We start from the raw sequence: 23,965 nt of genomic DNA, 5'->3' as shown, positions 1-23,965 counted from the left end.
CATTGCCTTGGACTCATGGCAAGGGACGAGCGGAGGCTGAGGGCATGAACTCACCGGACGTCATCGTCATCGGCGGCGGCACGGGCGGTTACAGCACCGCCCTGCGCGCCGCGGCCCTCGGTCTGGACGTCGTGCTCGTCGAGCGGGACAAGGTCGGCGGGACGTGTCTGCACCGCGGCTGCATCCCGAGCAAGGCGATGCTGCACGCGGCCGAACTCGTCGACGGGATCGCCGAGGCACGCGAGCGCTGGGGCGTGAAGGCGACGCTGGACACCGTCGACTGGCAGGCCCTGGTGGCCACGCGCGACGACATCGTGGCCCGCAACCACAGGGGCGTGGAGGCGCATCTCGCGCACGCGGGCGTGCGGGTGGTGAGGGGCAGCGCGCGGCTGACGGGGCCGCGCTCCGTGCGGGTGGAAGGTGTGGACGGCGAACCCGGCGTGTACGGCCTCTCCGCGCGCCGTGGCCTCGTGCTCGCGACCGGCTCACGGCCGCGCACGCTCCCGGGGCTCGCACCGGACGGACGGCGCGTGGTGACGAGCGACGACGCCCTGTTCGCGCCCGGGCTCCCGGCGTCCGTGCTGGTGCTCGGAGGCGGGGCGATCGGCGTGGAGTACGCCTCGTTCCACCGGTCCCTGGGCGCCGACGTCACCCTCGTGGAGGCCGCCGACCGGATCGTGCCGCTGGAGGACGCCGACGTGAGCCGGCATCTGACCCGCGGTCTGAAGAAGCGCGGCATCGACGTCCGGGCCGGCTCCCGGATCCTGGACGCCGAGGTCCTCGACGACGGGGTACGCGCACACGTGCGTACCGCCCGGGGCGAAACCCTCACGGTCGAGGCCGAACGGCTGCTCGTGGCGGTCGGGCGGGTCCCGGTCACCGACGGCCTGGACGTGGCCGTCGCCGGCCTCACCACGGACGAGCGCGGTTTCGTCGTACCGGCCGACTGGGACCGGCTGGAGACGGCCGTGCCCGGCGTCCACGTCGTGGGCGACCTGCTGCCGCCGCCGTCGCTCGGGCTGGCCCACGCGTCGTTCGCGGAAGGGCTGTTGGTGGCCGAGACGCTGGCGGGCGTACCGTCCGCGCCCGTGGACTACGCGGCCGTGCCCCGGGTCACGTACTCGTCGCCGCAGACCGCGGCCGTGGGTCTGAGCGAGGCCGAGGCACGCGCGCGTGGGCACGAGGTGGAGGCCAACGGCATGCCGCTGATCGCCGTCGCGAAGGGCATGGTGCACGGGCAGGGCGGCATGGTGAAGGTCGTCACCGAGGCCGGCGGCGGACGCGTGCTGGGCGTGCATCTGGTGGGCCCGCACGTGTCGGAGATGATCGCCGAGAGCCAGCTGATCGTCGGCTGGGACGCGGAGCCGTCCGACGTGGCCCGGCACGTCCACCCGCACCCGACCCTGTCGGAGGCGGTCGGCGAGGCGTTCCTGACCCTGGCCGGGCGCGGGCTGCACCAGCAGTGACACCGCGCCGGTGACGCCACACCGGTGACAGGGGCGACACACCGTCCGGGGCGCCCGCCGCCCACCGGCCGGCCATGCTTCCGGGCGCCCCCTGGAACCTCCCCGGCCGCGCCCTTGACACCGCACCATGGCCGTGGGGTACTGCGATTGCGAACTCGGGCGGATGTGACGGGGGTGAGTGTCCTGCCGGAGCAGCGCTACCCGACGGTGGCCGAACAGATCTCCGCTGCCCGGGCGTTGACCACTCACCGGCCCGGGATGTGCACCCTGCGGCAGGTGGGGGTCTCGCGCGCGGGCAGACCTTTGCACCTGCTGTCGGTGGGCCGCGCCGGCCGCGCCGTGCTGGTGGTCGCGGGCGCCCACGCCAATGAGCCGACCGGCTCCTGCACCCTGCTCGCGCTCGCCCGACGGGTGCTGGACCAGCGGGAGTTGCGCGACGGCATCTCCTGGCACTTCCTGCTGTGCGCGGACCCCGACGGGGCGAGCCTGCATGTGACGCCGGCGCCGCGCAGCCTGTTCGACTACCACCTCGGCTTCTTCCGCCCCGCGGGCCCGGAGCAGCCGGAGTGGGCGCCGTCCGTGCTGCCGCCCGACCGGCTGCCGCCCGAGACCCGGGCCCTGACCGGCGTCATCGACGAGCTGCGCCCCTACCTCCAGGTGACCCTGCACGGCACGGACCTGGGCGGCAGCTGGGTGCAGTTGACGAAGGACGTGCCCGGGCTGGCCGAGCCGTTCGCCAAGTCCGCGGCCGAGCTGCACATCCCGGTGGAGACCGGCGCCTCGGACGCCGCGGGCTGGCCCGCGTCCGGGCCGGGGGTGCACGTCATGCCCGCGCCGGGGGCAGGGCCCGCGTACCCGAGCCTGCCGGACGACGCGCGGCACAGCACCTGGTACCACGCCCACCGGTACGGCGGTCTGACCGCGGTGGTCGAGGTGCCGATGTGGGCGAGCGATCTGGTGGACGACCCGGCTCCGCATCCGGCTCCGGCGGCGGCGATCGGGCGGCTCGCGCGCCGGCTGCAACGGGACGCGCTGGAGGTGACGCGGGTGCTCGACGGCGCGCTGCCCCGGCTCACGGACCTGGACGGGCCGTTGCTGCGGGCCGCGCGGTGGGGGCTGGAGCTGGTGCCGGGGCTGGCCGACGACCTGGTGCGCACCCCGCCCGCCGACCGCACGAGGGCGTACGTCGGCAGCGTGGACGCGTTCGCGCGCCGTGTGCCGCTGCGGGCGGCGGCCATGCTGCGGCGGGTGCTGCGCGGGACCGACGACCGGGCGGCCGAGCAGTTGGAGGAGCTCGTGGCGACCTGGAGCGACGCTTTCGCGGAACGTTTCCGTGCCCGCTGGGTGCCGTTGGAGCACCAGGTCGAGCACCAGTCCCGCACGGTGGTCGCCGCGGCGCTGCACGCGCGCGAGGGGGCGTCGTAGAGGCCCGCGGCGTCGCGGGCCCAGGGCGAACACCGGCCCTGTCCGCGCCATCAGCGGGGCGTCACTCCCGCTGCATCGGCACCGCCGCCCCTGATCCCCACCCCGGCTCGCCCGAGCCGGAGTACGCGCGTGTGTGCCGCGCGGCCAGTTCGAAGGCGGAGAGCACGACGCGTGCCTGGTACTCCGCCTGGCGTGCCACCGGGATCCAGCGCGCCCCGCAGCCGTCGCGGTAGTCGGCGCACCACTCGTCGATCAGCCGGTCCAGTTCCGGCAGCGCCCCGGCCGGGTCGTGGCCGGCGGCCCGCACGAGCTGGTGCAGGAGCCCGGCGGTGCGCAGGGCCAGCCGTCGCCCGGAGATGCGCAGGGCGGCGAGGTGGGCGGTGCTCAGGGGCGGAAGGGGGTGGGCCGCTCCGTCGCCGGTGTCGGGGTCCCAGGCGTCGGCGAGGCCGGGGCAGACCAGTAAATAGTCGTCGACCGGGGCGAGCAGGCGTGCCGCGTCGGGCCCGGCGGCGAGGTGCGGCCGGATCCGGGCCAGGAGGTGCCGCAGGAGCCCCGTGTCGTGGCGCAGGGTGCCGCTCACGGCCCGCAGCACCCCGTCCCGGTCGGCGGGCGGGGAGCCGTCCGCCACGGCCGCCACGGCCCACATGGGCGCCTCGACGACCGCGGTGACGGTGCCGTGCCGGTGCGGGTGGAACCACGTGGACTCGACGGCGGCCTCCGTTATGGCCGCGGCCAGGCCGGCCCGGCGCGGCGGCGGAATCCGGTAGACGGCGGGCCCGAGGCCGGGCCAGTACAGGGCGTCGTAGGCGCCGAGCTCGCGGGGGATGCCGAGCCGGGCCGCGGTGTGCGCGACGCGCTGGGCGAGGCCGGGCAGGTCACGGGTGAGCTCGACGAAGCCGCCGCCGACGTCGACGCCGTGCAGGGAGCACTGGAGGAACGGCCGCAGTTCGTCCTGGACGTCGAGCAGGGCGCGGGTCTCCGGCAGGGCCGCGCCGGCCGCGCCCTCGGGCAGCCATTCGGGCTGTTCCAGGAAGCCGGGCCGGAAGAAGTTCCGGAAGTACCGGCCGAGGGCGTACGGGCCGGTCAGCCAGCCCTCGTTGCGGCGCAGCCCGTCCGGGTCGAGACACAGCAGCAGGTTCCAGGTGGCGTCGGTGCCCTCGGTGAGCCGCGGGTCGGCCAGCGCCCGCTCGGCCAGGCGCAGCACGGTGGCGCCGCCCACGGGTTCGTTGGCGTGGGGGCCGGCGACGACGAGGGCCTGACGGCTGCCGTGGCCGACGGAGAGCAGCCACATGGGCGTGCCCGCGCGGGACGTGCCGATCCTGCGCAGTCGGGCCTCTCGCGGGTGGCGGGCGACGAAGGCGGCGGCCCGGGCGCTCAGTTCGTCGACGGTCGGATAGCGCAGGAGGGGCGGCAGGGCACACCTCCCCGATGCGGTGCCGTCGCTTCACCAGCCGTACATGGCGTACGCACAGTGAGTCACGACTTCAGGGGTACGTCAACACCGCGGAGAGCAACGGGTTTTGAGCCACTCCCCACGGATCGACAGCAAGTAATTCCAAGGCCAGAGCTAAGGCATGGCTCGGTTTCCGGTCAGTCGGCCGACAGCCGGAACGTCATCCGCCCGAAGCCCACCTGGTCGCCCTCGCGGACGACGGCCGCGCCGACCACGCGCCGTCCGTTCACCGTCGTGCCGTTGGTGGAGCCCAGGTCGCGCAGGACCCACATGCCGCCCTGGTGGCGGAGTTCGGCGTGGACGCGGGAGACGGTCTCGTGGTTGAGGCGCAGTCCGCTGGCGGGGTCGCGGCCTATGCGCAGCGGATGACTGTGCGACGGGTGCGGCAGCAGCAGCTTGGGCAGACGCTCGGCCTGCCAGGCTCTGCGCAGCCGTACGGTGAATCCGGAGACCGCCTCGACGGTGCCGAACACCCGGCGGGAGAACCGGCTCTCCGTGGGCAGGTCGGCGGTGAGCACGGCGAGCTCGTCGGGGCGGCGGGCGGCGAGCGCCAGTTCCATGCGGCGGATGAACGTGTCGTGGGAGAGGCGGCCCACGGCGACGCCGTCACGGAGCACCTTCAGCGCCCTGTCGCGCTCCACGTCGGAGAGCCGCGCGGGGTACGTGTTGAACTCGAAGGACGACGTCACGCTCGTGATTGTCGGGCAGTGCGGCCGGGCTGTCCAGGAAACGGGAAAACGGCCGCCACGCGCGCGTACCCGGCGACACCCGCCGCAAATGGGTGGATGCACCAGCGGATTGATCGCGTTTGACGCACCATGGACGGGCTACATCACGGTGAGCAGACGAAGGGGAACCGTCCGTGCAGTTCGAGGTGTGGGCACCGCAGGCAGGCCGTGTGACGCTCCAGTGCGACGGCGTCACGCGCGCGTTGGAGCGCGATCCGGAACGGGCGGGATGGTGGCGGGGCGAGGCGGACGCGCGCGACGGGTCCCGGTACGGCTTCGCGCTGGACGACGGTCCCGTACGGCCCGATCCGTGCTCGCGCCGGCAGCCGGACGGCCCGGACGGACTGAGCGCGGTCGTCGACCACGATCGGTACGCGTGGCGCGCCCAGTGGCGGGGGCGGCCGCTGCCCGGCGCGGTGCTGTACGAGATGCACGTCGGGACGTACACCCGCGAGGGCACCCTGGACGCGGCCGCCGAGCGGCTCGGCCATCTCGCCGAACTGGGCGTCACACACGTGCAGCTGATGCCGCTGTGCCCCTTCCCGGGCACGCACGGCTGGGGCTACGAGGGTGTCTCGCTGTGGGCCGTGCACGAGCCGTACGGCGGGCCCGAGGCACTGAAACGCTTCGTCGACCGGGCCCACGAACTCGGCCTGGGCGTGGTGCTCGACGTGGTGCACAACCACTTCGGCCCATCCGGGAACTACCTGCCCGTCTTCGGGCCCTATCTCACGGACAGGCACCACACGCCCTGGGGCGCCGCGGTCAACCTGGACGCGCCCGGCTCGGACGAGGTGCGCGCGTTCCTCGTCGGCAGCGCGCTGGCGTGGCTGCGCGACTACCGGATCGACGGGCTGCGCCTGGACGCGGTGCACGCCCTGGTGGACACGCGCGCGTTCCACTTCCTGGAGGAGCTGTCGACGGCCGTGGACGCCCTGGCCGCCGAGGTGGGCCGGCCGCTGTTCCTGGTCGCCGAGACGGACCTGAACGACCCGCGGCTCATCACCTCCCGGGACGAGGGCGGCCTCGGGCTGCACGCGCAGTGGAACGACGACTTCCACCACGCCCTGCACACCACGCTGACCGGCGAGTCGCAGGGCTACTACGCCGACTTCGCGCGCGCTCCCCTCGCCGGGCTCGCCAAGACCCTCACCGGCGGCTACTTCCACGACGGGACGTACTCCAGCTTCCGGGAGCGGCACCACGGGCGCCCCCTGGACCGTACGCGGGTGGCCGGGCACCGGCTGCTCGGCTACAGCCAGACCCACGACCAGGTGGGCAACCGCGCCCAGGGGGACCGCCTTTCGGCCCTGGTCTCCCCCGGGCTGCTGGCCTGTGCGGCCACGCTGACCCTGACGGCCCCCTTCACGCCGATGCTCTTCATGGGCGAGGAGTGGGCGGCGGGCACGCCCTGGCAGTTCTTCACCGACCACACCGACCCGGAGCTGGCGGACGCGGTACGGCGGGGCAGGCGGCGTGAGTTCGCCGCGCACGGCTGGAAGGAGGAGGACGTGCCCGACCCGCAGGACCCGGCGACCCGGGACCGCTCCTGCCTCGACTGGTCCGAGCCGGAACGCGAGCTCCACGCGCGCGTGCTGGCCTGGTACCGGCAGCTCCTCGCCCTGCGCCACGAACAGCCCGACCTGACCGATCCCGACCTCGCCGACACAAAGGTGGCCTACGACGAGGAGCGCCGCTGGATCGCCTTCCGGCGCGGGGACGTCCTCGTGGCCGTGAACCTGGCGCGGGAACCGGCCGCGCTGTCGCTCGGCGTCCCGCACGCGCGCGTGCTGGCCGCGTGGGAGCCGGTGGAGACTCCCGCGGCGGACGGGGTGGTGCACCTGCCCGGGGAGTCGGGTGTGGTGCTGTTGCAGGAGTGACGTCCCCTACGGCGTCTACAGCGCCTACGACGACGCCCTGCCGCCCGGACCGCTAAAGGGCCTCGTCCGTGTCCCGCAGGTCCGTCACCCGTTCCAGCAGGATCGGCTCCCAGGCCCGGCGCAACTGCGTGCGCAGCAGGGTGAGCCGGCCCGCGTCCCGGCCCGTGAGGGCCCCGGCGAGGTGGAAGACCGTGTCGCAGCGGGCCAGCCACAGGCCGCGCAGGCAGGGGCGGGCGCCGTAGCCGGCGAGGGTCGCGGCGCGTACGGCGGCGGGTGAGCCGACGGCGAGCGCGAGGCCCGCGATGTCCTCGGCCGGGTCACCGACGACCGCGTCGGCCCAGCCGAGGACGCCGCGCACCCGTCCGTCGGCGCTGACCACGAGATGCCCTCCCGTGAGCGCGTGGTGGGTGAGGACCGCCGAGCCGGACTGGGCGGCGAGCTGGGCCGCGGCGGGCGCCGTGAGCTGGTTCAGGCGGGCGGCGTCGAACTCGTCGGCATCGGCGAGGCGTTCGGCGGCACGTACGGCGGCCCGGCGCAGCGCCTCCAGGGAGCGCGGAGCGGCACGCGGCACGCCGAGGGTCTCGGCCTGCCGGACCGGCACCTCACGCAGCCCCGTGAGCAGTCCGGCGAGGTCGGCCTCGCCGACGGCGGACACGTCGTGCTCCTCCCCCGAGCCGCCCGGCACCTTGGTGTCCAGGGTGTAGGCCAGCCCGGCCGCCCACTCTCCGTGCGCCACGCTGACCGGCACCGCCACCGGGACGTGCGGCCGGACGAGGTCGCGCAGGCGCAGTTCGCGGCGCTGGCGCACGGTGGCCTCGCGGTCGGGGGCGAGGCGCAGCACATGGCGGGTGCCGACCCACCAGGTGGCCGGGGCGGCGCCCCCGGTGGCGGGCCGGACGTCGGGGCCGGCGGCGGAGCCCCTTCCCTGCTTGGCCTTCTTGCCGCCCTTGCCGTCCCTGCCGTCCTTGATGTCCTCGCCGTCCTGGCCGTCCTTGAGCAGGGAACGGACCAGCCGACGGACGGTGTCCGTGGTGGGTGTCGGTGCCTGGGTCATGGTCGCGCCGTTGCCGTTCGGGAGGCGTGTGGGGGACATCGGTGGCGTCACTCCACTATGACCAGCTCGCGGGAGGTGGTGTTCAGACGCCGTCCGCCGTCCTCGGTGACGGTCACGATGTCCTCGATCCGCACGCCGAACCGGCCGGGCAGATAGATGCCGGGTTCCACGGAGAAGCACATGCCGGGCACGAGGGGCCGCTCCTCGCCCTCGATCATGTACGGCGGTTCGTGGGTGGTGACGCCGATGCCGTGTCCGGTGCGGTGGATGAAGTACTCGCCGTAACCGGCGTCGGCGATGACCGCACGGGCGGCCCGGTCGACGTCCTGGCATGCGGCGCCCGGCCGCACGGCGCGGAAACCGGCCTCCTGGGCCTCGCGCACGATGTCGTGGACGCGGCGTTCCTCGTCGGTGGGTTCGCCGACGTGGACCGTTCGGGAGGTGTCGGAGCCGTAGCCGTCCTTCAGGCCGCCGAAGTCGAGGACGACCATGTCGCCGCGTTCGATGACGCGGTCGCCGGCCTCGTGGTGCGGGTTGGCGCCGTTCGGTCCGGAGGCGACGATGGTGAAGTCGACCTGCTCGTGTCCGTACCGGCGCAGCAGCCGGTCGAGGTCCGCTGCCACCTCCGATTCCCGGCGGTCGGCGAAGGGGACGTTCCGGATCTCCTCGAACGTCGCGTCGGCGGCGGCTCCCGCGGCCGTCATGAGCTCCAGCTCCGCCGCGTCCTTGACGGCGCGCAGCATCGGCAGGGCTTCGGTGAGCGAGGTGTAGGAGCTGCCGGGCACGGCCTGCTGCAACGCCAGCAGGTGCAGGGCCCAGGCGTTGTCACTGATGCCGAACCGGCCCGAGGAGTCGAGCAGGACGGCGGCGGTGGCGTAGGGGTCCTTGCCGTCGGTCCAGTCACGCAGGACCAGAGCGGGCGCGCCGGCCGCCTTCTGCGCGTCCGGGGCCTCCAGCGCGGGGACGACGAGGACGGGGTCCTGTCCGGCGGCGAGGACCAGCAGGGTGAGCCGTTCGGTGACCGCGGGTGGCGTGTAGCCGGTGAGCCACACCAGGTCCGGTCCCGGGGCCACCAGCAGGCCCGCGAGACCGGCCTCGGCGGCCGTCCGCGCGGCGCGCCGCATGCGGGCCCTGTAGTCGTCGGCGGTGAAGAACGCCGCCGTGCTTCCGGTCATCCGGGCCTCCCAGGGACGGGCGAAGGGGCTACGGGCAGCATCCTGCCCGGCCGGAGGGGGCTGCGCGAGCCGTCTGCGGACATCACCCGAGCATCGCCACTAATGGCACAGGATTGCTCCGGCGTTAGAGGTAATGCTTAGATGCTCGGCATCCATTAGCTGTTCGATCGAGGGGGCGTACGACCGTGCTCGTACTCGCACACATCAGCGATCTGCATCTGGACGGGAGCGCGCGGGCGACGGAGCGCGCCGAGCGCGTGCGCGACCGGCTGTGGGAGCTGCCCGGGCATGTGGACGCGCTGCTGGTGACCGGGGACATCGCGGACCACGGCACGGAGCCGGAGTACGAGGAGGCCGCCCGCATCCTGGGGCTGCGCGACGGCGACGTCCCGTTCCCCGTGCTGACCTGCCCGGGAAACCACGACAGCCGCGCGCCCTACCGCAAGGCGCTGCTGGGCCTGCCGGGGGCGGAGGGGCCCGTCAACAGCGTGCAGGTCTTCGACGACGGTGCCGTGCTGATGTGTGACTCCAGCGTCCCCGGCAGCGACGACGGGGAGCTGGACGCGGAGACGTACGACTGGATCGAGACGACCCTCGACGAACTCGACGGCGGCCTTCCGGCGCTGCTCGCCTTCCATCACCCGCCGGTGGCGCTGCACCACCCGCTGCCCGACTCCTACCAGTTGCGGGAGTCCGGCCGGCTGGCCCGGCTGCTGGCCCGCCGGCCCGAGATCGCCGGTCTGATCACCGGCCATGCGCACACCCCCGCCGCCACCTCGTTCGCGGGGCGGCCGCTCGTCGTCGGCCCCGGCGTGACGTGGACGCTGCGGCTGCCCTGGGAGGGCGAGCAGGTCGCCGACCGGGACGCGCCGCCCGGGATCGCCTTCCACGTCCTGGACGACACGGGGCGGCTCACGAGCCACTTCCGAGTCGCCACGTGACGAGCTGGTTCGACGTGACGAGCTGGTTCACGTGACGACTGCCGGTACGACCGTCAGCTGCCGGTAGCCGCCGCTGCGGTGCCGCACCGTCAGTTTCACCTTGGTGCCGGGCCGGGCACGGGCGACGGCCCGGGCCAGGTCGGCGGCGGTGTCGATGCGGGTCGTGCCGAAGACGAGGAGCAGGTCGCCGCGCACCAGGCCCGCCTCCTGAGCCGGCCCGGGGACGTGGAGCCCGACGACCCGGGCCCCCGGCTTCCCGGCGTCCATGACCTGCACACCGAGGGTCACGGCGGCGGGCGCGGACCCGGCGGCGGACGGCGAGGGGCTGGGCGGCGACGGCGTGTGCCGCCCTCGCGGATCGATGACCCCGCCCTTGCCGATCACCGTGGCGCCCATCGCCCCGAGACCGATTCCGGACAGGACCAGGACCACGCCGACGAACCCGGCGAACAGCACGTTGAGCAGCCGCCTCCCACGGCGCCGGGCGGCGTGCACGCGGGGCCGTGCAGGGCCGGACCCTCTCACCGACGCCGCCCCGTCGGGCTCCTGCCCCGGCATCGGCTTGGGTCTCAGCGCGGTCTGTTCCATGGCTCGCCTCCGGATGGTACGGATCGCCCCCCGTCGGATGCGGAACGATCACGGCTGGTGCTCTACCCGGTGCTCCGGCGCGCGATGAGCCACGAACGAGTGAGACTGATCCGGCGACGGTGCGAGCCGTGGTCGCAGGGGACGGTCAGCCCGTGTGGCCCTCCCCATGGCCGCCGTGGGCACCACCGTGGTCGAACTTCAGCACCTGTGGAGGCATCACGACGAAGGGCCGCATCATCCCCATGTCCTCGTGCTCCAGCAGATGGCAGTGGTACATGAACCGGCCGTGCGCGCCGTCGAACTTGCCCATGACGCGCAGCATCTGGCTCCCGGGCACCCGGAAGACGTCCTTCCAGCCGAGCTCGTTGGGCGCGAGCGGGATGGAGGTGCCGGCGTCGTACCGGATCGGCGTGCGGGTGCCGCCCACCGCCGGGTCGAAGCCCGACACGTCGTAGGCGTCACGTCCCAGGAGCTGGAAGTCGGCCAGGTGGATGTGCATGGGATGGACGATGGGCGCGAGGTTGAGAAAGCTCCACTGCTCGTGGCTGCCCTCCGCGATGGTGCAGCCGAGGGCGTCGTTGAACGTCCGTGCCGTGCGCCGGTACGTCCTGGTCTTGTCTGGGCGCCGTGCAGGTGGGTGACGGACCAGGCGGGCAGGGCCGCGACGTCCTTGTCGGGTTCGGCTCCGTCGCGCCCCGGCTCGGTGTTGGCCTGCGGGCGGCCGTCCCGGCGCAGCTTCACCTCGACGGAGGTCACCGGGTACTCGCTGTCCTTCGGGATGCGGTTGGTCCAGGCGATGCGCACACGCCGGCCGCGCCGGACCTCGATGGTCGGGCCCGGCACCTGGCCGTCGTAGCCTCACATCAGGGTCGACGGGAGCTGCGGGTGCAGGCGCACCCAGGCCGGGCGCAGGGCGATCTCGGTCTCGCGCAGGACGTCGCCGGAGGCGGAACGCAGGACGGGCGGGACGGGCAGCGGCGCGACGTACGGCGTCAGTTCGGCCGGTGCGGGCGCCTGTGCCGGTGTCCGTTCCCCCGTGCTCTCCCCGCTCTGCGCGCTCTCCGTGAGGTCGGCAGGCTTGTCGATGATGTCGGTCAAGGTGGTAACCCCCGTGTGGTGCGTTGTGTGTTCCCCTCACCCAAGAAGACCCCCGGCGCACTGCCGGGGGTTCCTCGATGTCCCGTTCCGAGCGGATCCGACCGGAAAGCGCCGTCTCAGCCGAGCGCGGGCACGGGCAGGGCGGGCGGCCGGTCCGGGAGGAAGCCGTGGGCGCGCCGGGCCAGCCAGTCGGCCTTGTAGCGGTCCACCTCGCGGTGCCAGTTGAGGATGCCCGCCATCCAGTTCTGCAGATCCGCCACGTACTCCCGCATGACGGCGCGGCCCTCGTCCGTGAGCCGGAAGTCCTCGTACAGGACGGGCAGTTCGTGCTCGACCACGTGCTCGAACTGCCGCATGCGCTGGCTCATCAGGTCGTGCACGATGCCGAGGGCGGTCGGGTAGTCGCAGCCGAAGAAGGACTGCACGACGAGGATCGCGTTGTGGATCTCGCCCTCGTACTCGATCTCCTTCTGGTACGAGAAGACGTCGTTGGTCAGGCACGCGAAGTCGATCGCGGCGTTCTCCAGGGAGCGGACCGGGCCGCTGCGGTAGATCTCGGGCGGGACGGCCGGGCCGTGGCCCATCCGGCACAGGCTCAGGGTGAGGTCGGAGCCGAAGGTCGCGCGGCGCATCTCCAGATAGTCGACCGGGTCGGGGACGCGGTTCTGGAGCTGGTTGGACAGTTCCCACACCCAGCTCTCGGTCATGACGTTGATCGCGTCCTTCAGGGTGCGACGCGCCTCGGGCCTCATGTCCGCGGTGGTGCGCAGCCACAGGTCGACGAGGCCGCGCTCCATGGCGTTGGCGGGGGCCGGCGGCGCCTCGCCGGCGACCGGCATGCAGTCGGACAGGCGGGCCGTGGTCAGCCGGGCGGCGGCCAGGTCGCGGCGGTGGCCGTAGACCAGCGGGTAGTAGTCGTCGCCGTAGGTGCCCCAGGCGAGCCACTGCGCGCTGAGGTCGAGGGCCTCGGGCGTGGCGTCCGGGTCGAGGCCCGCCGAGCACAGCGGGAGGTCGTAGGCCCGGAGTTTGTCCGCGTCCCAGACGCCCTCACCGAGGATGCCCATGCGGTCCACCCAGTCGCGCAGGTTCCGGCGGGCGTTGTCGAGGTGCGGGCTGAGCTCCAGCGGGAACGGCATGCGGATGTCGGGGATCCGGGACGGCCCGACCTTCTGGTACGGCACGTGCGTGTAGGCGCGCAGCCGCTCGGCTCCGGCCGCGGCCAACAGGGCTCGCACGTCGGCGGCGGAGGTGCCCATGCCGCTGCATCCCGGCCACGGCTTGCCGCCGCGCGCGTTCTCGTTCATGTAGCGGCTGGAGCGCAGATGCCACTCATGGCCGCCGGACTGCCAGTCCTGGAGCCCCTTGGTGTACGCCGCCACGGCCGCGACCTCTTCGGGACGGAGACCGTTCTCCAGGGCCGCCGCGGGCACTTCGGTGAACGCCGTGTGCTCGAACTGGTGGAGGCGGGACGTGAGGACGTCGTTGACGGTGTCCGCGGCCTCCTGGGTGGTGCAGCCGAAGAAGGTCTCCAGGACGAGCACGCCGTTGCTGTTCTCGCCCTCGTCCTCGACCTCCCGCTGGTAGGAGAACAGGTCGTTGCGCAGGTGCACGGCGTCGGAGAACGTCTCCATCAGCACCCTGAGCGGCCTGGACTCCGCGACGGACGCGGGCACTTCGGCCGTCGCGTACTCCACGAGGCCCGCCGACCAGGGGGCGCCGCCCACCTTGCGGCGCATCTCGATGTACTCGACGGGGTTGGCGATCCGCCCCTCGTTGATGTTGGACAGCTCCCACAGGGACTCGTTCAGCAGATGCTCGGTCGCCACGGCGAAGCGGCGGCGCCAGTCCTGCGACATCTTCGGCACCGTACGCGCCCACAGGTCGGCGAGGCCCGCCTCGACCGGGTTCTCCGGCTCCGGTACGGGAGTCGAGAGGTCCAGCGGCATGAACAGGGGCAGCCGGTCCAGGTGGGTCTTGCCGGCGACGCGGTCCTGGCTGCGCTTGTACATCTCCAGGAAGTGGTCGTCGAAGAAGAAGACCCACACGTACCAGTCGGTGATGAGGGAGAGGGCGGGGCCGTCGCAGTCGGGGTGGGTGTAGGCGCAGAGCAGGCCGTAGTCGTGCGCGTCGAGGTCGGCCTGCTCCCAGACGCCGGATCCCTCCAGCATGCCCATCTCGCGCGCCCACTCGGTCGAATGGGCGCGGGCCTCCTCGAGATGGGGGTTCAGCCTCGCGGGATGCGGCATGTAGAAGTGCGGGAGTTCGAACGGCTGCGTCATGGCCGGGGCCCTACCCGACGCCTCGCGGCGGCATCCGCGGGGCGGGACATGATCACACCATCGCGTGAATCGGCGAGGAATGCGGGAGTTCTCGCCGGGCCTTGGGGCGTTCATCTCTACGCGCGCAGCCGACGCCCAGCCGCGCAACGCCGCCGAGACGATCCGGCGACCCCGTGTGCCGGCCGGTGGGGGACGGGACGACGGTTCCGACGTCGGACCACCGGCTCGTGTGGCAGGACGTGCAGGTGATCTGACCTAGCCGGGGGTGCTCACCTGGATCAGCGCGTGCGTGCCGCTGGTGCGCCAGCGCTGGTCCCCCGCCGCGACCAGTTCGGCCTCGGTGCGGGCGTCGAGGCCGGTGATCACGTCGGACTTCAGGGTGCGCAGGGCTGCGACCGGGCCGGGGAAGTACGCGGTGACGTCAGGGAACGGCGTGGTCGGGGCCCAGAGCCGGTCACCCACCAGGCGGCGGTAGTTGAGGTCGCCCTTGACGATGGTGAGCGTGGCCGAGGCGAAGTCGGCGCGCAGGTCGCCGGGCATCTCCTCGTACGGCAGCGGGGCGCAGGAGAAGGGGTGGGCGCGGAGGGTCAGGCGGCCGTCGGCCAGGGCGGACCACAGACGCTGTCCGTACTCGGCGGCCGCTCCCCCGGCACCGGTCAGCCGGCGCAGTGCGTCGACGACGTCGGCGGTGGTGGCGTCGGAGACGTAGTACGGGTAGGGCTTGACGTGCAGGACGGCCCGTCCGATGCGCCCGTGGGCCAGAAGGTGGGCGATGAGGAGTAGGTCGGGGACGAGTTCACGGCCCGCGTTGTCGGCGACCAGGCACAGGGTGTCCGTGCCGGAGTTGCCGAGCAGGGCCCACAGCCGGTCACTGTCGTCGGCCACCAGCCCGGGGGCGGCGTCCGCGGTCCGTGCGCCTTCGGCGGAGAGTCGGAAGCCGAGGTCGGCGCGGTTGCCCCAGAGGGAGCCGTGCAGCAGGGCCTGCGCCTGTTCGCCGACGGGCAGGCCGGCGAGGTCGTCGAGCGCGGCCAGTTCCTCGTCGGTCTCGGGGGAGTCGAGTTCGGCCAGTTTGAAGGGACGGAAGGGGTCGATGCCCTGCCAGGGGCCGGGGCCGAAGTAGCCGACGGCCTGGAGCAGCCGGCGGTAGAACCAGCTCTCGGACCAGAGCCACGGCACGTCGAACCAGGACCGGCCGGCGTACTCGCGCAGCCCCCAGGTCTCCCAGAGGTCGCGGTCGTGCGCGTCGGCGGGGAGCGGCTCGATCTCTCCCTTGGTGCAGTTCGCCAGCAGTTCGTCGAGCGCGCGGTGCTGCCCTTGTTCGTACGGGAAGGCCTCGCGCACCTGCCGGATGATGGCCGGGTGCCGCTCGGCGAGCACGCTGTGGGGGAAGGAGCCCGGCTGGTCGCCGAGGAGCACGGGTGCGGATGGGGTGTCGGGCATGCGGCTCACCGTAGCGCGCGGGCGCCATGTCCCGGCCGGGCCCGGTCGGGAGCCCGGCGTGACCTGGTGTGAGTCCGGCAGGGCTGATCGGAATCCCGTGCGACCGGGCGGGAGTCCGGGCCGACCCGATCATAAGCCCGTGCGACCGGGCGGGAGTCCGGACCAATCCGACCGGAAGCCCATGCGACCAGGCCGGAGCCCGGACCAACCCGACCGGAAGCCCATACCAGCAGGCCGGAGCGCGGACCCACCCGATCCGAGTCCCGGCTGAAGCGCCCAAGTCCGGGCCGGCCCGATCCGAGTCCCGGCCGCAGCGGCCCGAGTCCGGGCCGGCCTGAACGGAGTTCCGGCCCCGGCCACAAGGCCATCGCCCCGGCCGAGCCCGTTCGGAGTGTCCCGCCGAGACCGTCAGACCGGTGCCAGCTCCCGTTCCAGACGGGCCGCCAGGCTCAGGTAGCGGGCGCGGCGGGTCACCGGGACCAGGCCGCGGATGAGTATGTTCCACATCTCGGCCGTCCGGCGGGGCTGCCTCGTGACGGGCTCGCGGGAGCGGCCCACGACCCGGGTGCCGACGAAGAAACAGACCAAGGAGTGGGCCACGACGTCGATATCGATGTCCGGGTGGACGTCGGACTCCTTGACCGCGGCGACGAGCCGGGCCGTGACGATGTCCAGCCACTCCGTGAAGGGGTGGCTCAGCGGCGGACGGGGCCGGATCCCTCCGGTGGCGAGCCGCAGGCCGGCCCTGAGGACCGGATCCTCGACCGACATGCGGGTGATGCCGAACGTGAGGCGCATCAGCGCCTCGAGGGACGTGTGGCCGCGATGGTCGGTCTCCGCCGCCAGCCGGCGGGCGGTGTGCGACTGGAGTTCAAGGATCGCGTGGGCGAGATCCTCCTTCGCCGCGAAGTGGAAGTACAGGGCACCCTTGGTGACCTGAGCATGCTCCACGATGTCGCTGAGACTGGTCGATTCGTAGCCGCGACGGTCGAACAGGTCAGCGGCGGCCGTAATGATCGTCGAGCGGGTCTGCTCGGCTCGCAACTGCCTCGCCATCGACTGAACTCTCCCGGGACGGAAATGAACGGGTCATGCCGTTTGTTTTTACCCCGTGTACACGATAACTCACCCTCAGACGGCGTTGACCACACCAGTATGCCGGAGTGCGGGTGCACATCCGGCAAAACAATCGCAACTGGTGAAAGAAAACAGCGCGTTCGGTATCTAACTGTGGGGGTTGTGCGGCCGGACGTAAAGACGGGCCGGCCGGTGCCCCATCCGCACCGGCCGGCCCGCCCGCTCGTGAGCTGCCCGTTCAGCGTCCTCGTCGAAGGAGGACCAGGAGATTCAGAAGGATCAGAAGGTCAGCTTCCAGCCGTTGAGCCTGCCGGTGTCCTGCGCCGCGGTGTCCTGGACGCGCAGCTTCCAGGTGCCGTTGGCGCTCTCGCCGGAGGCGTTCACCGTGTAGGTGGTGTTCACGTTGTCGGCGGAGTCCGAGGCGGCGGACTTCAGACGGTACGCCGTACCGTCCGGCGCGACCAGGTCGATGACGAGGTCGCCGCGGTAGGTGTGGGTGATGTCGACGCCGACCTGGAGCGCCGACGGGGCGTTGCCGCTGCGGCCGGTGACGCTGATCGGCGACTCGATCGCCGCGCCGGCGTCCGGTATCGCGACGGCGGTGGTGCTGGAGAAGGTCGTGCCGGTGGACGAACCGCCCTTGACGGCCTGGACCGTCTTCGCGGCGTCCGCGAGGCCGGCGCCGCAGCCGCCGGAGCAGGTGCCGGGCAGCGGACGGGCGTTGGCCTTGATGGCCGACTCGATCTGCGCCGGGGTGAGGGCGGAGTTGGCCGACTTCATCAGGGCGGCGAGGCCCGCGACGTGCGGGGTGGCCATGCTGGTGCCCTGGTAGTAGTCGTAGTTCTCGCTCGACGGCGTCTTCGTGCCGGAGTTCAGCGTGGAGAGAATGCCGTTGGCGGTGGAGGTCCGGGTCTCGCCGCCGGGGGCGGAGATGTCGACGATCGTGCCGTAGTTGGAGTACGAGGCACGGCTGCCCGCGCGGTTGGTCGCGGCGACGGTGATGACGTTGTTGCAGTTCGCCGGCGAGGAGTTGCTGGCGTTCTGGTTCTCGTTGCCGGCCGCGACGACGACCGAGGTGCCGCGGTTCACGGCGCCGGTGATGGCGCTCTGAGTGGCGGTGGAGCAGGCGCCGCCCCCACCGAGGCTCATGTTGATGACCTTGGCGACGTTGGTGTTGGCGGGGACGCCGGAGACGGTGCCGCCGGACGCCCAGGTGATGGCGTCGATGATGTCGGAGTCGTAGCCGCCGCACTTGCCGAGGACGCGGATCGGGGAGATCTTCGCGCCGTGGGCGATGCCGGCGATGCCCTTGCCGTTGTTGGTGGCGGCGGCGATGGTGCCGGCCACGTGCGTGCCGTGCCAGGAGGAGCTGGAGGCCGGGATGCCCTCGCCGCACTCGTTGGCGTTGTACCAGTCGCCCGGGTCGGCCGGGTTGCTGTCTCGGCCGTTGCCGTCGACGGAGACGGCGGTGTCGGAGATGAAGTCGTAGCCGCCGACGATGTTCGCGGCCAGGTCGGAGTGGGTGACGTAGCCGGTGTCGATGACGGCGACGGTGACACCGCTGCCGGTGGTGGTGTCCCAGGCGGCCGGGACGTTCATGCCCGCGGTGGACTCGAACAGGTCCCACTGCTTGCCGTAGTCGGTGTCGTTCGGAGTGGCCGTCGGCTTGTTCAGGCGGTCCGGTACGACGTAGGCGACCTGCGGGTCGGCCTGGTACTGGGCGACGACGTCGGCGACGTCCGCCCGGGCGGGGTTCGTGCCCAGGTCGACGAGGGCGGCGCCGGTGCCGAGGCGGCGCTGGAAGTCGACGTCCTCGCCGGTCTTCTCGGCCTTGGCCGCGGCGTCGGCGGCGGCGGCCTTGTCGGACTTCGCCTCGGTCGCGCCGGACTTGTAGCCGACGATGAGCCGGTCGGCCGGGGTGCCGGGGGCGGCCTCGGTCTGGGCGGCCGGAACGGGGGCCGGCCGGGGTGCGGTCTCCTGGGCGACGGCGACCGAGGCGGGGGCGGCGGTCAGCAGGGCGGCGGAGACGGCGGCGACGGATATCAGCTTCCGTCTGAGCTCTGGGGAGATACGCACGGTCGTTGCCTTTCGTGGCCGGACTCCGGGCTGGGCGGAGCGGCGGTGGATGCGCTTCGTCGCTGAAGCGGAGGGGGGTGGTTCGAAAAGCGACGCGATGGCGGCCAGGCGTGTGGGGAGCGACCCGTTCGGGGTTACCTGTGGGTCAGCTGTGGTCGAACGATAGGCAAAGGGCAGGTCATCGGGATACGGGGGAAACCCTCGATCCGGCCGGGAACCCACCCTCTATGGCGGGCAGTTGGGCGCGAATGGCCCCCTTTGGAACGGGTCGTGGTGCGGTGAACGCACCGGGCCGGTTGCCCGTATTGCACTACCGACCGCTCCGGCCCGGCCGAGGAGACGCAGACGGATGCCCCGTACGACCGCACACCGCACCGCACTCGCGGCCGCACTCGTGACCCCGTTGCTGCTGCCCCTGTGGGCGGCGGGGCCGGCGCGGGCTCACGGTGCGCCGACGGATCCGGTGAGCCGGGTGGTGGCCTGCTCCCCCGAGGGCGGTGACCGCGCGGGCTCGGCGGCGTGCCGCGCGGCCGTCGCCGCGAACGGCGCGCCCTTCACGGCGTGGGGCAACCTGCGGGTGGCGAACGTCGAAGGCCGGGACCGGCAGGTCGTCCCCGACGGGAAACTGTGCAGCGGGGGCCTGCCCGGCTACCGGGGTCTCGACCTCGCCCGCGCCGACTGGCCGGCGACCCGGATGACGCCAGGCGAGACGTTGACCATGCGGTACGTCTCGACGATCCCGCACACCGGCACGTTCCGGATGTACCTGACGAAGCCCGGCTACGACCCGACCGGGCCGCTGTCCTGGTCCGACCTGCCCGAGAAGCCGTTCGCCGAGGTGACGGACCCGGCCCTGGCGGACGGCGCGTACCGCGTCGAGGCGACCCTGCCGTCCGACCGGACCGGGCGGCACGTGCTGTACACGGTCTGGCAGAACAGCAGTACGCCGGACACGTACTACTCGTGTTCGGACGTGGTGTTCCCGGAAAAGAAGGACGCGGCGCTCGCGGAGAAGAAGGACGCGGCGCTCGCGGAAGGGAAGAAGCAGGAGAAGAAGGAGGCTCAGGGAGGGGAGAAGGAGAACGCTCCACCGGCCTCCCCCTCCGAACCCCCGTCCGGCCCGTCCACGCCCATGCTGGCGGGCGGCGCCGCGGCGGTGCTGGTGCTCACCGGCGGCGCCGCCCTGGCGGTACGGCTGCGTCGGCGCTGAGCCGACGCCCATCGGCCGTCAGTTGACGTTGACGGCGGCTCCTTCCTTGGTCACCGGCGAGTACTTGGCGGTGAAGAAGGCGTTGGCGAAGCACAGCGACGAGCCGGACGCCTTCGTGAACTGCTGGTTGGTGAAGGAGATGCTGTTGTCGGCGTTGCTCGCCGTGCCGGTCAGGCCGGGGGCCTGGTAGACGCAGTTGATGGTGCCGAGCAGGGTGCGCAGCTTGACCGTGGACCGGATGACGGAGCCCGCGCCCGGGGTCACGGAGACGGTGCCGTCCGAGGACACGCCGGCGGTGTAGGGCAGGTTGTCGACGGTGATGCCGCTGACGCCGAGCACTCCGACGACGTTGGCGGTGCAGCCGCTGGTGTCGAAGGTGTGCGAGGTCAGGGACTCGGTGGCGGTGCCGGGAGCGGCCGGGTTGTCGGTGACGGTGGCGACGAACGCCGACGAGGTGCACGAGATGCCGCTGGTGCCGGTCGCACTGGAGTAGAAGGTGGCGGCGGTGCCGCTCGCCAGGGAGGCGTTGAGGACGTCGCCGACCGCGACGGCCGCGCCGTCGGTGGTGGTCAGGACGGGGGTGTCGGCCGCGGAGGCGGGGGCGGCGAGGCCCAGGGCGGCGACGGCGGCGGTGAGGGTGAGGAGGGTGCGCGTACGCATGCGGGTGTACCTCTTCTCTGAAGCGGGGTGAGGGTGCTGGGGACGCGGTTCCGCGTCCGCCGTCGCCGGCCCGTTACGCCTTCTCCGTACGTGGCGGACCGGCAACGGCAGACCGGTGACCGGCCGGAGGCACGCACGGGAACAGGTCTCCGGCCGGGCCGGGCGGGGGGTGGCTGGTGGCACGGCGCTCCGGGGAAGGGCGCCGTGCCGGTGCCGTGGAGGGTCGGACTCGGGCAGTGGAAAGCCCGTGCGGACGCAGCGGGCGGCGAGCTGTCCGTACGGGACGAGCGGTCCGGGACACGCGGACGGTGCCGCGCGGCGGATCCGGCGCCACGGATCCGGTGAGACGAGGAGAGTTGTAGACCTGAGCATCCGTCAACGTCAAGGTGTCGCAAGGGAGTTGTGCGTTCGCTGAGGCTTTTCGAAGGGCAGTGACTCACATGCGGCGCACATTCCACACTCTTTGTCCACACTTCTCTTGACCCTTCATGTAACCCCCGGTAACTTCCGAGTCGGCTACTGCGGCGTAACGGGAAACTCCTTGCAACCGCCGGGGGTTGCGGGGAGACGTGCGTACGCGGTCGGTGTCCGCGCCAGGGCAACGTGCCACCGAAGTCCGATCCGCACCGACACGCACCTGGAGCAGACATGACCTCCTCCACCGAGCACACCCCCGAAAGACCGGAAGGCCCCGCAGTCGCGGACGTCGGTGACGTTCCCGCGCGGCGCGGGCGGGTCCGGGCACGCCGGGCCGCGGTGATGGCGGTGCCGGCCGCCGCGGTCGCCGCCGGTCTCGCGATCCTCACCGCCCAGGGGGCGCTGGGCGTGCAGTTCGCCATCTCCGGTATGCCCTTCACGGTCACCGCCACCGAACTGAAGGGCAAGGGCTTCGCACAGTTCGGCGGTCTGCGCGAGATGGCCGAGGGCAGCCCCAACGCGGGTGACACCGGCGGTCAGGTGCTGGTCGTCACGTCCGTGATCAAGGACGCGACCCTCACCAAGCTGTGCCAGAGCGTGGACCTGGGCGGCACGAACCTGATCATCAGGGCGGGCGAAGGTGCAAAGAAGGTCCGGGCCAGCGACCTGACCACCGACTCCACGCAGCTCTCGGGCGACGCGGCCTTCACCAACATCGAGATCGGCAACGACGCCAGCAAGCTCAACAAGGCCGGGGACCTGGGCCGCGGCCCGATAGGCGTCTTCAGCCAGCAGTCCGACACCGTGCGCATCGCCAACCTGCGGCAGACCAACTACGCGACCACGGCCGGTGTGTTCAAGCTGCCGGGGCTGAAACTGGGCTTCAGCGGGTCGGGCTGCTGATGCCCGGCGGCCCACGCGGGGCGTTCCGGCCCGCCTTCCGTCAGTGGCGGGCGGGCCGTCCCTTCTGGGGCGGGCTGCTGCTCGCCCTGGGCGGGGCGGAGGTCCTGCTCACCCTGAAGGCGTCGCTGGACGTCATCCTGCACGTCGGCATGCAGGGTCTGGCCGGCTATCTGCTCCCGGCCGTGATGCTGCTGTGCGGCGTGCTGATCCTCTTCAACCCCTCCCAGCGCCTGTTCTACTCGGTCATCGGGGTGCTGGTCTCCCTGGGGACCTGGATGACCTCCAACCTGGGCGGCTTCTTCGTGGGCCTGCTCCTGGGCGTGGTCGGCAGCTGCCTCACCTTCGGCTGGCTGCCGGACCAGGAGCCGCGCGTCAGCCGGCGGCGGCGCAGGAAGGAGGCACGGGCCGCGAAGGCGGTGGCGCAGCCCATGGAGCGGGAGGCCGGCCAGACCGCCTGAATCAGCCAGTGATTCTCCGCCCTCTGGCGCCACCCGGCCGCGGCCACTTGGCCGGACGTGTCGCGCACCCGCCCACGAGGCGTTCGCGTGGCATGAACCGCCGCCAGCCCAGGGAGAGTCCCATGGAGTTCACACACCCGACAGTGATCGACCCGACCGGCCGCGACATCCACGGCGAAGCCGCCCGGATCCGCGAGCGCGGACCCGTCACCCCCGTCGAACTCCCCCACGGTGTCCCGGCCTGGGCGGTCAGCAGCGCCCCGCTGCCGAAGCGGCTGCTCACCGACCCACGGGTGTCGAAGGACGCGCGCCGGCACTGGCACCGCTGGATCGACGGCGAGGTCGCACCGGACTGGCCGCTGTACAACTGGGTCACGGTCCGGAACGTGTTCACGGCCTACGGCACCGAGCACAAACGGCTTCGCACCCTCGTCTCCAAGGCGTTCACCGCCCGCCGCACCGCCGCGCTGCGGCCCCGGATCGAGGAGATCACCGCGGCGCTGCTCGACCGGGTGGCCGAGGCCGGGGCGGGCGGTGGCGCGGACGGCCACGCGGTCGATCTGCGGGAGGAGTTCTGCTATCCGCTGCCCATCCAGATCATCGGCGAACTGCTCGGCCTACCCGAGGAGTTGGACCCGAGCTGCGCACCGTGGTGGACAGCGTCTTCCACACCTCGGCCGACGCGGCCGAAGTCGCCGACACCTACGCCCGGTTCTACGCCGTCCTCGGTGAGCTCGTCGCCGCGAAACGGGCGGCGCCCGGCGACGACCTGACCAGCGCCCTGATCGCGGCCCGCGAGGAGGAGAGCGACACGCGGCTCAGCGAGCAGGAACTGCTCGACACGCTGATGCTGATGATCAGCGCCGGCCACGAGACGACGGTCAACCTGCTCGACAACGCCGTCCACGCGCTGCTCACCCACCCCGCCCAGCTCGCGCACGTCCACGGCGGTCGCGCCTCCTGGAACGACGTGATCGAGGAGACCCTGCGGGCCGAGGCACCGGTGGCCAGCCTGCCGCTGCGATACGCCGTCGAAGACCTGCCCCTCGGCGAACTGGGCGGCCCCGAGGGCAGTGTGATCCGCAAGGGCGAGGCGATCCTCGCCGCGTACGCCGCCGCCGGACGGGACCCGGAGCAGCACGGCCCGGACGCCGGCACCTTCGACGTCACCCGAGCCGTGAAGGATCATCTGGCCTTCGGATACGGCGTCCACCACTGCCTGGGCGCCCCGCTCGGCCGGCTGGAGGCGCGCGTGGCCCTGCCGGCCCTGTTCGAGCGGTTCCCCGGCCTCACCCTCGCCGTACCCGCGGACGAGCTGCGGCCGGTGGACTCGTTCATCTCCCACGGCCATCGGTCGCTGCCGGTTCTGCCGGGCTGACGGGCGGCGCGGCGGGCCCGGCCGGATCTCCGGAGGCCGGGTCCGCCGCGCCCTCCGCCTTCAGCGCCCTCGCCTCGCTCTTGAGGATCCGCATCGAGCGGCCGAGCGAACGCGCTGTCTCGGGCAGCTTCTTCGAGCCGAACAGCACGATCACGACGATCGCCACGATCAGCAGATGCCAGGGCTCCAGTCCGTTGCGCAGCACGTCATGCCCTCCCTCTCGTGAACAGTTGCTACATTGCGCAACTGTACAACCCCC

General features: G+C 72.4%; 18 protein-coding genes and 2 pseudogenes. 8 read left to right on the top strand and 12 right to left on the bottom strand.

Annotated features, from left to right (window positions below):
- Window positions 1–44: 44 nt before the first annotated feature.
- Both lpdA and ACZ6TU_RS32005 read left to right on the top strand, forming a co-directional pair.
- Complete coding sequence (gene lpdA / locus ACZ6TU_RS32010; protein WP_469552437.1) at window positions 45–1,466, top strand: dihydrolipoyl dehydrogenase; 1,422 nt, start codon at window positions 45–47, stop codon at window positions 1,464–1,466.
- A 174-nt stretch (window positions 1,467–1,640) separates the two neighbouring features.
- Complete coding sequence (locus tag ACZ6TU_RS32005) at window positions 1,641–2,891, top strand: M14 family zinc carboxypeptidase (RefSeq protein ID WP_467669409.1); 1,251 nt, start codon at window positions 1,641–1,643, stop codon at window positions 2,889–2,891.
- Window positions 2,892–2,952: 61 nt separating this feature from the next.
- On the opposite strand, the gene ACZ6TU_RS32000 is transcribed toward ACZ6TU_RS32005, so the two are convergent.
- Window positions 2,953–4,305, bottom strand: coding sequence for a M14 family zinc carboxypeptidase (locus ACZ6TU_RS32000; RefSeq protein WP_467670293.1), 1,353 nt, complete (start codon window positions 4,303–4,305; stop codon window positions 2,953–2,955).
- A 176-nt stretch (window positions 4,306–4,481) separates the two neighbouring features.
- Window positions 4,482–5,033: an FHA domain-containing protein gene (locus tag ACZ6TU_RS31995; RefSeq protein ID WP_467669407.1), complete on the bottom strand. Its 552-nt coding sequence runs from the start codon at window positions 5,031–5,033 to the stop codon at window positions 4,482–4,484.
- Window positions 5,034–5,206: 173 nt separating this feature from the next.
- Here ACZ6TU_RS31995 and treZ point away from each other — a divergent pair, with 173 nt between their 5' ends.
- A complete protein-coding gene (treZ, locus tag ACZ6TU_RS31990; RefSeq protein ID WP_469552435.1) occupies window positions 5,207–6,952 on the top strand; it encodes a malto-oligosyltrehalose trehalohydrolase in 1,746 nt (581 codons plus the stop codon).
- Window positions 6,953–7,004: 52 nt separating this feature from the next.
- Here the strand turns inward: treZ and ACZ6TU_RS31985 are convergent, their stop codons facing one another.
- Both ACZ6TU_RS31985 and ACZ6TU_RS31980 read right to left on the bottom strand, forming a co-directional pair.
- Window positions 7,005–8,006: an aminoglycoside phosphotransferase family protein gene (locus ACZ6TU_RS31985; protein ID WP_467670291.1), complete on the bottom strand. Its 1,002-nt coding sequence runs from the start codon at window positions 8,004–8,006 to the stop codon at window positions 7,005–7,007.
- Between the two features lie 47 nt (window positions 8,007–8,053).
- Entirely contained in the window at window positions 8,054–9,181 is a 1,128-nt protein-coding gene (locus ACZ6TU_RS31980) for an aminopeptidase P family protein (protein ID WP_467669403.1), read from the bottom strand.
- Window positions 9,182–9,366: 185 nt separating this feature from the next.
- Here ACZ6TU_RS31980 and ACZ6TU_RS31975 point away from each other — a divergent pair, with 185 nt between their 5' ends.
- On the top strand, window positions 9,367–10,122 hold the full coding sequence (locus ACZ6TU_RS31975) for a phosphodiesterase (RefSeq protein WP_467669401.1): 756 nt from the start codon (window positions 9,367–9,369) through the stop codon (window positions 10,120–10,122).
- 27 nt (window positions 10,123–10,149) lie between these two features.
- On the opposite strand, the gene ACZ6TU_RS31970 is transcribed toward ACZ6TU_RS31975, so the two are convergent.
- The 6 genes and pseudogenes from ACZ6TU_RS31970 to ACZ6TU_RS31945 all read right to left on the bottom strand — a co-directional run bounded on the left by ACZ6TU_RS31970 (window position 10,150) and on the right by ACZ6TU_RS31945 (window position 18,680).
- Entirely contained in the window at window positions 10,150–10,710 is a 561-nt protein-coding gene (locus tag ACZ6TU_RS31970; RefSeq protein ID WP_467669399.1) for a PDZ domain-containing protein, read from the bottom strand.
- 145 nt (window positions 10,711–10,855) lie between these two features.
- Window positions 10,856–11,808: pseudogene (locus tag ACZ6TU_RS31965) on the bottom strand (multicopper oxidase domain-containing protein).
- Window positions 11,809–11,924: 116 nt separating this feature from the next.
- Complete coding sequence (cyc2, locus tag ACZ6TU_RS31960) at window positions 11,925–14,087, bottom strand: germacradienol/geosmin synthase Cyc2 (RefSeq protein WP_469552432.1); 2,163 nt, start codon at window positions 14,085–14,087, stop codon at window positions 11,925–11,927.
- Between the two features lie 255 nt (window positions 14,088–14,342).
- A complete protein-coding gene (locus ACZ6TU_RS31955; RefSeq protein WP_469552431.1) occupies window positions 14,343–15,527 on the bottom strand; it encodes a damage-control phosphatase ARMT1 family protein in 1,185 nt (394 codons plus the stop codon).
- A gap of 408 nt (window positions 15,528–15,935) precedes the next feature.
- Window positions 15,936–16,583 (bottom strand): ScbR family autoregulator-binding transcription factor, encoded by a 648-nt coding sequence (locus tag ACZ6TU_RS31950; protein ID WP_467669393.1) that lies wholly within the window; start codon window positions 16,581–16,583, stop codon window positions 15,936–15,938.
- 300 nt (window positions 16,584–16,883) lie between these two features.
- Window positions 16,884–18,680: a S8 family peptidase gene (locus tag ACZ6TU_RS31945; RefSeq protein ID WP_467669391.1), complete on the bottom strand. Its 1,797-nt coding sequence runs from the start codon at window positions 18,678–18,680 to the stop codon at window positions 16,884–16,886.
- 349 nt (window positions 18,681–19,029) lie between these two features.
- Here ACZ6TU_RS31945 and ACZ6TU_RS31940 point away from each other — a divergent pair, with 349 nt between their 5' ends.
- The gene (locus ACZ6TU_RS31940; protein ID WP_469552429.1) at window positions 19,030–19,890 is read left to right on the top strand and encodes a lytic polysaccharide monooxygenase auxiliary activity family 9 protein; all 861 of its coding nucleotides are present in this window, start codon (window positions 19,030–19,032) and stop codon (window positions 19,888–19,890) included.
- An 18-nt stretch (window positions 19,891–19,908) separates the two neighbouring features.
- Here ACZ6TU_RS31940 and ACZ6TU_RS31935 read toward each other — a convergent pair whose 3' ends face one another.
- Entirely contained in the window at window positions 19,909–20,550 is a 642-nt protein-coding gene (locus ACZ6TU_RS31935) for a Tat pathway signal sequence domain protein (protein WP_469552427.1), read from the bottom strand.
- 648 nt (window positions 20,551–21,198) lie between these two features.
- On the opposite strand from ACZ6TU_RS31935, the gene ACZ6TU_RS31930 reads away from it, so the two are divergent.
- The 3 genes and pseudogenes from ACZ6TU_RS31930 to ACZ6TU_RS31920 all read left to right on the top strand — a co-directional run bounded on the left by ACZ6TU_RS31930 (window position 21,199) and on the right by ACZ6TU_RS31920 (window position 23,706).
- Window positions 21,199–21,870 (top strand): DUF6230 family protein, encoded by a 672-nt coding sequence (locus tag ACZ6TU_RS31930; RefSeq protein ID WP_467669385.1) that lies wholly within the window; start codon window positions 21,199–21,201, stop codon window positions 21,868–21,870.
- Window positions 21,870–22,328 (top strand): DUF6114 domain-containing protein, encoded by a 459-nt coding sequence (locus ACZ6TU_RS31925; protein ID WP_467669383.1) that lies wholly within the window; start codon window positions 21,870–21,872, stop codon window positions 22,326–22,328. The genes ACZ6TU_RS31930 and ACZ6TU_RS31925 overlap by 1 nt, the downstream gene beginning before the upstream one ends.
- A gap of 122 nt (window positions 22,329–22,450) precedes the next feature.
- Window positions 22,451–23,706: pseudogene (locus ACZ6TU_RS31920) on the top strand (cytochrome P450 family protein).
- Here the strand turns inward: ACZ6TU_RS31920 and tatA are convergent.
- The gene (gene tatA, locus ACZ6TU_RS31915) at window positions 23,663–23,911 is read right to left on the bottom strand and encodes a Sec-independent protein translocase subunit TatA (protein ID WP_469552425.1); all 249 of its coding nucleotides are present in this window, start codon (window positions 23,909–23,911) and stop codon (window positions 23,663–23,665) included. The pseudogene ACZ6TU_RS31920 and the gene tatA overlap by 44 nt on opposite strands.
- Between the last annotated feature and the right edge of the window lie 54 nt (window positions 23,912–23,965).

Source organism: Streptomyces sp. NPDC052064, from assembly GCF_055585925.1.
Note: the sequence above shows the minus strand (reverse complement) of the source record. Positions and strands in the feature narration are given on the sequence as shown.

Excerpts from the sequence above, each read along its gene's own strand:
- ACZ6TU_RS31930 (WP_467669385.1), top strand. The coding sequence starts at position 21,199 with ATGACCTCCTCCACCGAGCACACCCCCGAAAGACCGGAAGGCCCCGCA.
- ACZ6TU_RS31985 (WP_467670291.1), bottom strand. The coding sequence starts at position 8,006 with ATGACCCAGGCACCGACACCCACCACGGACACCGTCCGTCGGCTGGTC.
- ACZ6TU_RS31950 (WP_467669393.1), bottom strand. The coding sequence starts at position 16,583 with ATGGCGAGGCAGTTGCGAGCCGAGCAGACCCGCTCGACGATCATTACG.
- ACZ6TU_RS31940 (WP_469552429.1), top strand. The coding sequence starts at position 19,030 with ATGCCCCGTACGACCGCACACCGCACCGCACTCGCGGCCGCACTCGTG.
- ACZ6TU_RS31970 (WP_467669399.1), bottom strand. The coding sequence starts at position 10,710 with ATGGAACAGACCGCGCTGAGACCCAAGCCGATGCCGGGGCAGGAGCCC.
- ACZ6TU_RS31925 (WP_467669383.1), top strand. The coding sequence starts at position 21,870 with ATGCCCGGCGGCCCACGCGGGGCGTTCCGGCCCGCCTTCCGTCAGTGG.
- cyc2 (WP_469552432.1), bottom strand. The coding sequence starts at position 14,087 with ATGACGCAGCCGTTCGAACTCCCGCACTTCTACATGCCGCATCCCGCG.
- lpdA (WP_469552437.1), top strand. The coding sequence starts at position 45 with ATGAACTCACCGGACGTCATCGTCATCGGCGGCGGCACGGGCGGTTAC.
- ACZ6TU_RS31935 (WP_469552427.1), bottom strand. The coding sequence starts at position 20,550 with ATGCGTACGCGCACCCTCCTCACCCTCACCGCCGCCGTCGCCGCCCTG.
- ACZ6TU_RS31955 (WP_469552431.1), bottom strand. The coding sequence starts at position 15,527 with ATGCCCGACACCCCATCCGCACCCGTGCTCCTCGGCGACCAGCCGGGC.
- ACZ6TU_RS31980 (WP_467669403.1), bottom strand. The coding sequence starts at position 9,181 with ATGACCGGAAGCACGGCGGCGTTCTTCACCGCCGACGACTACAGGGCC.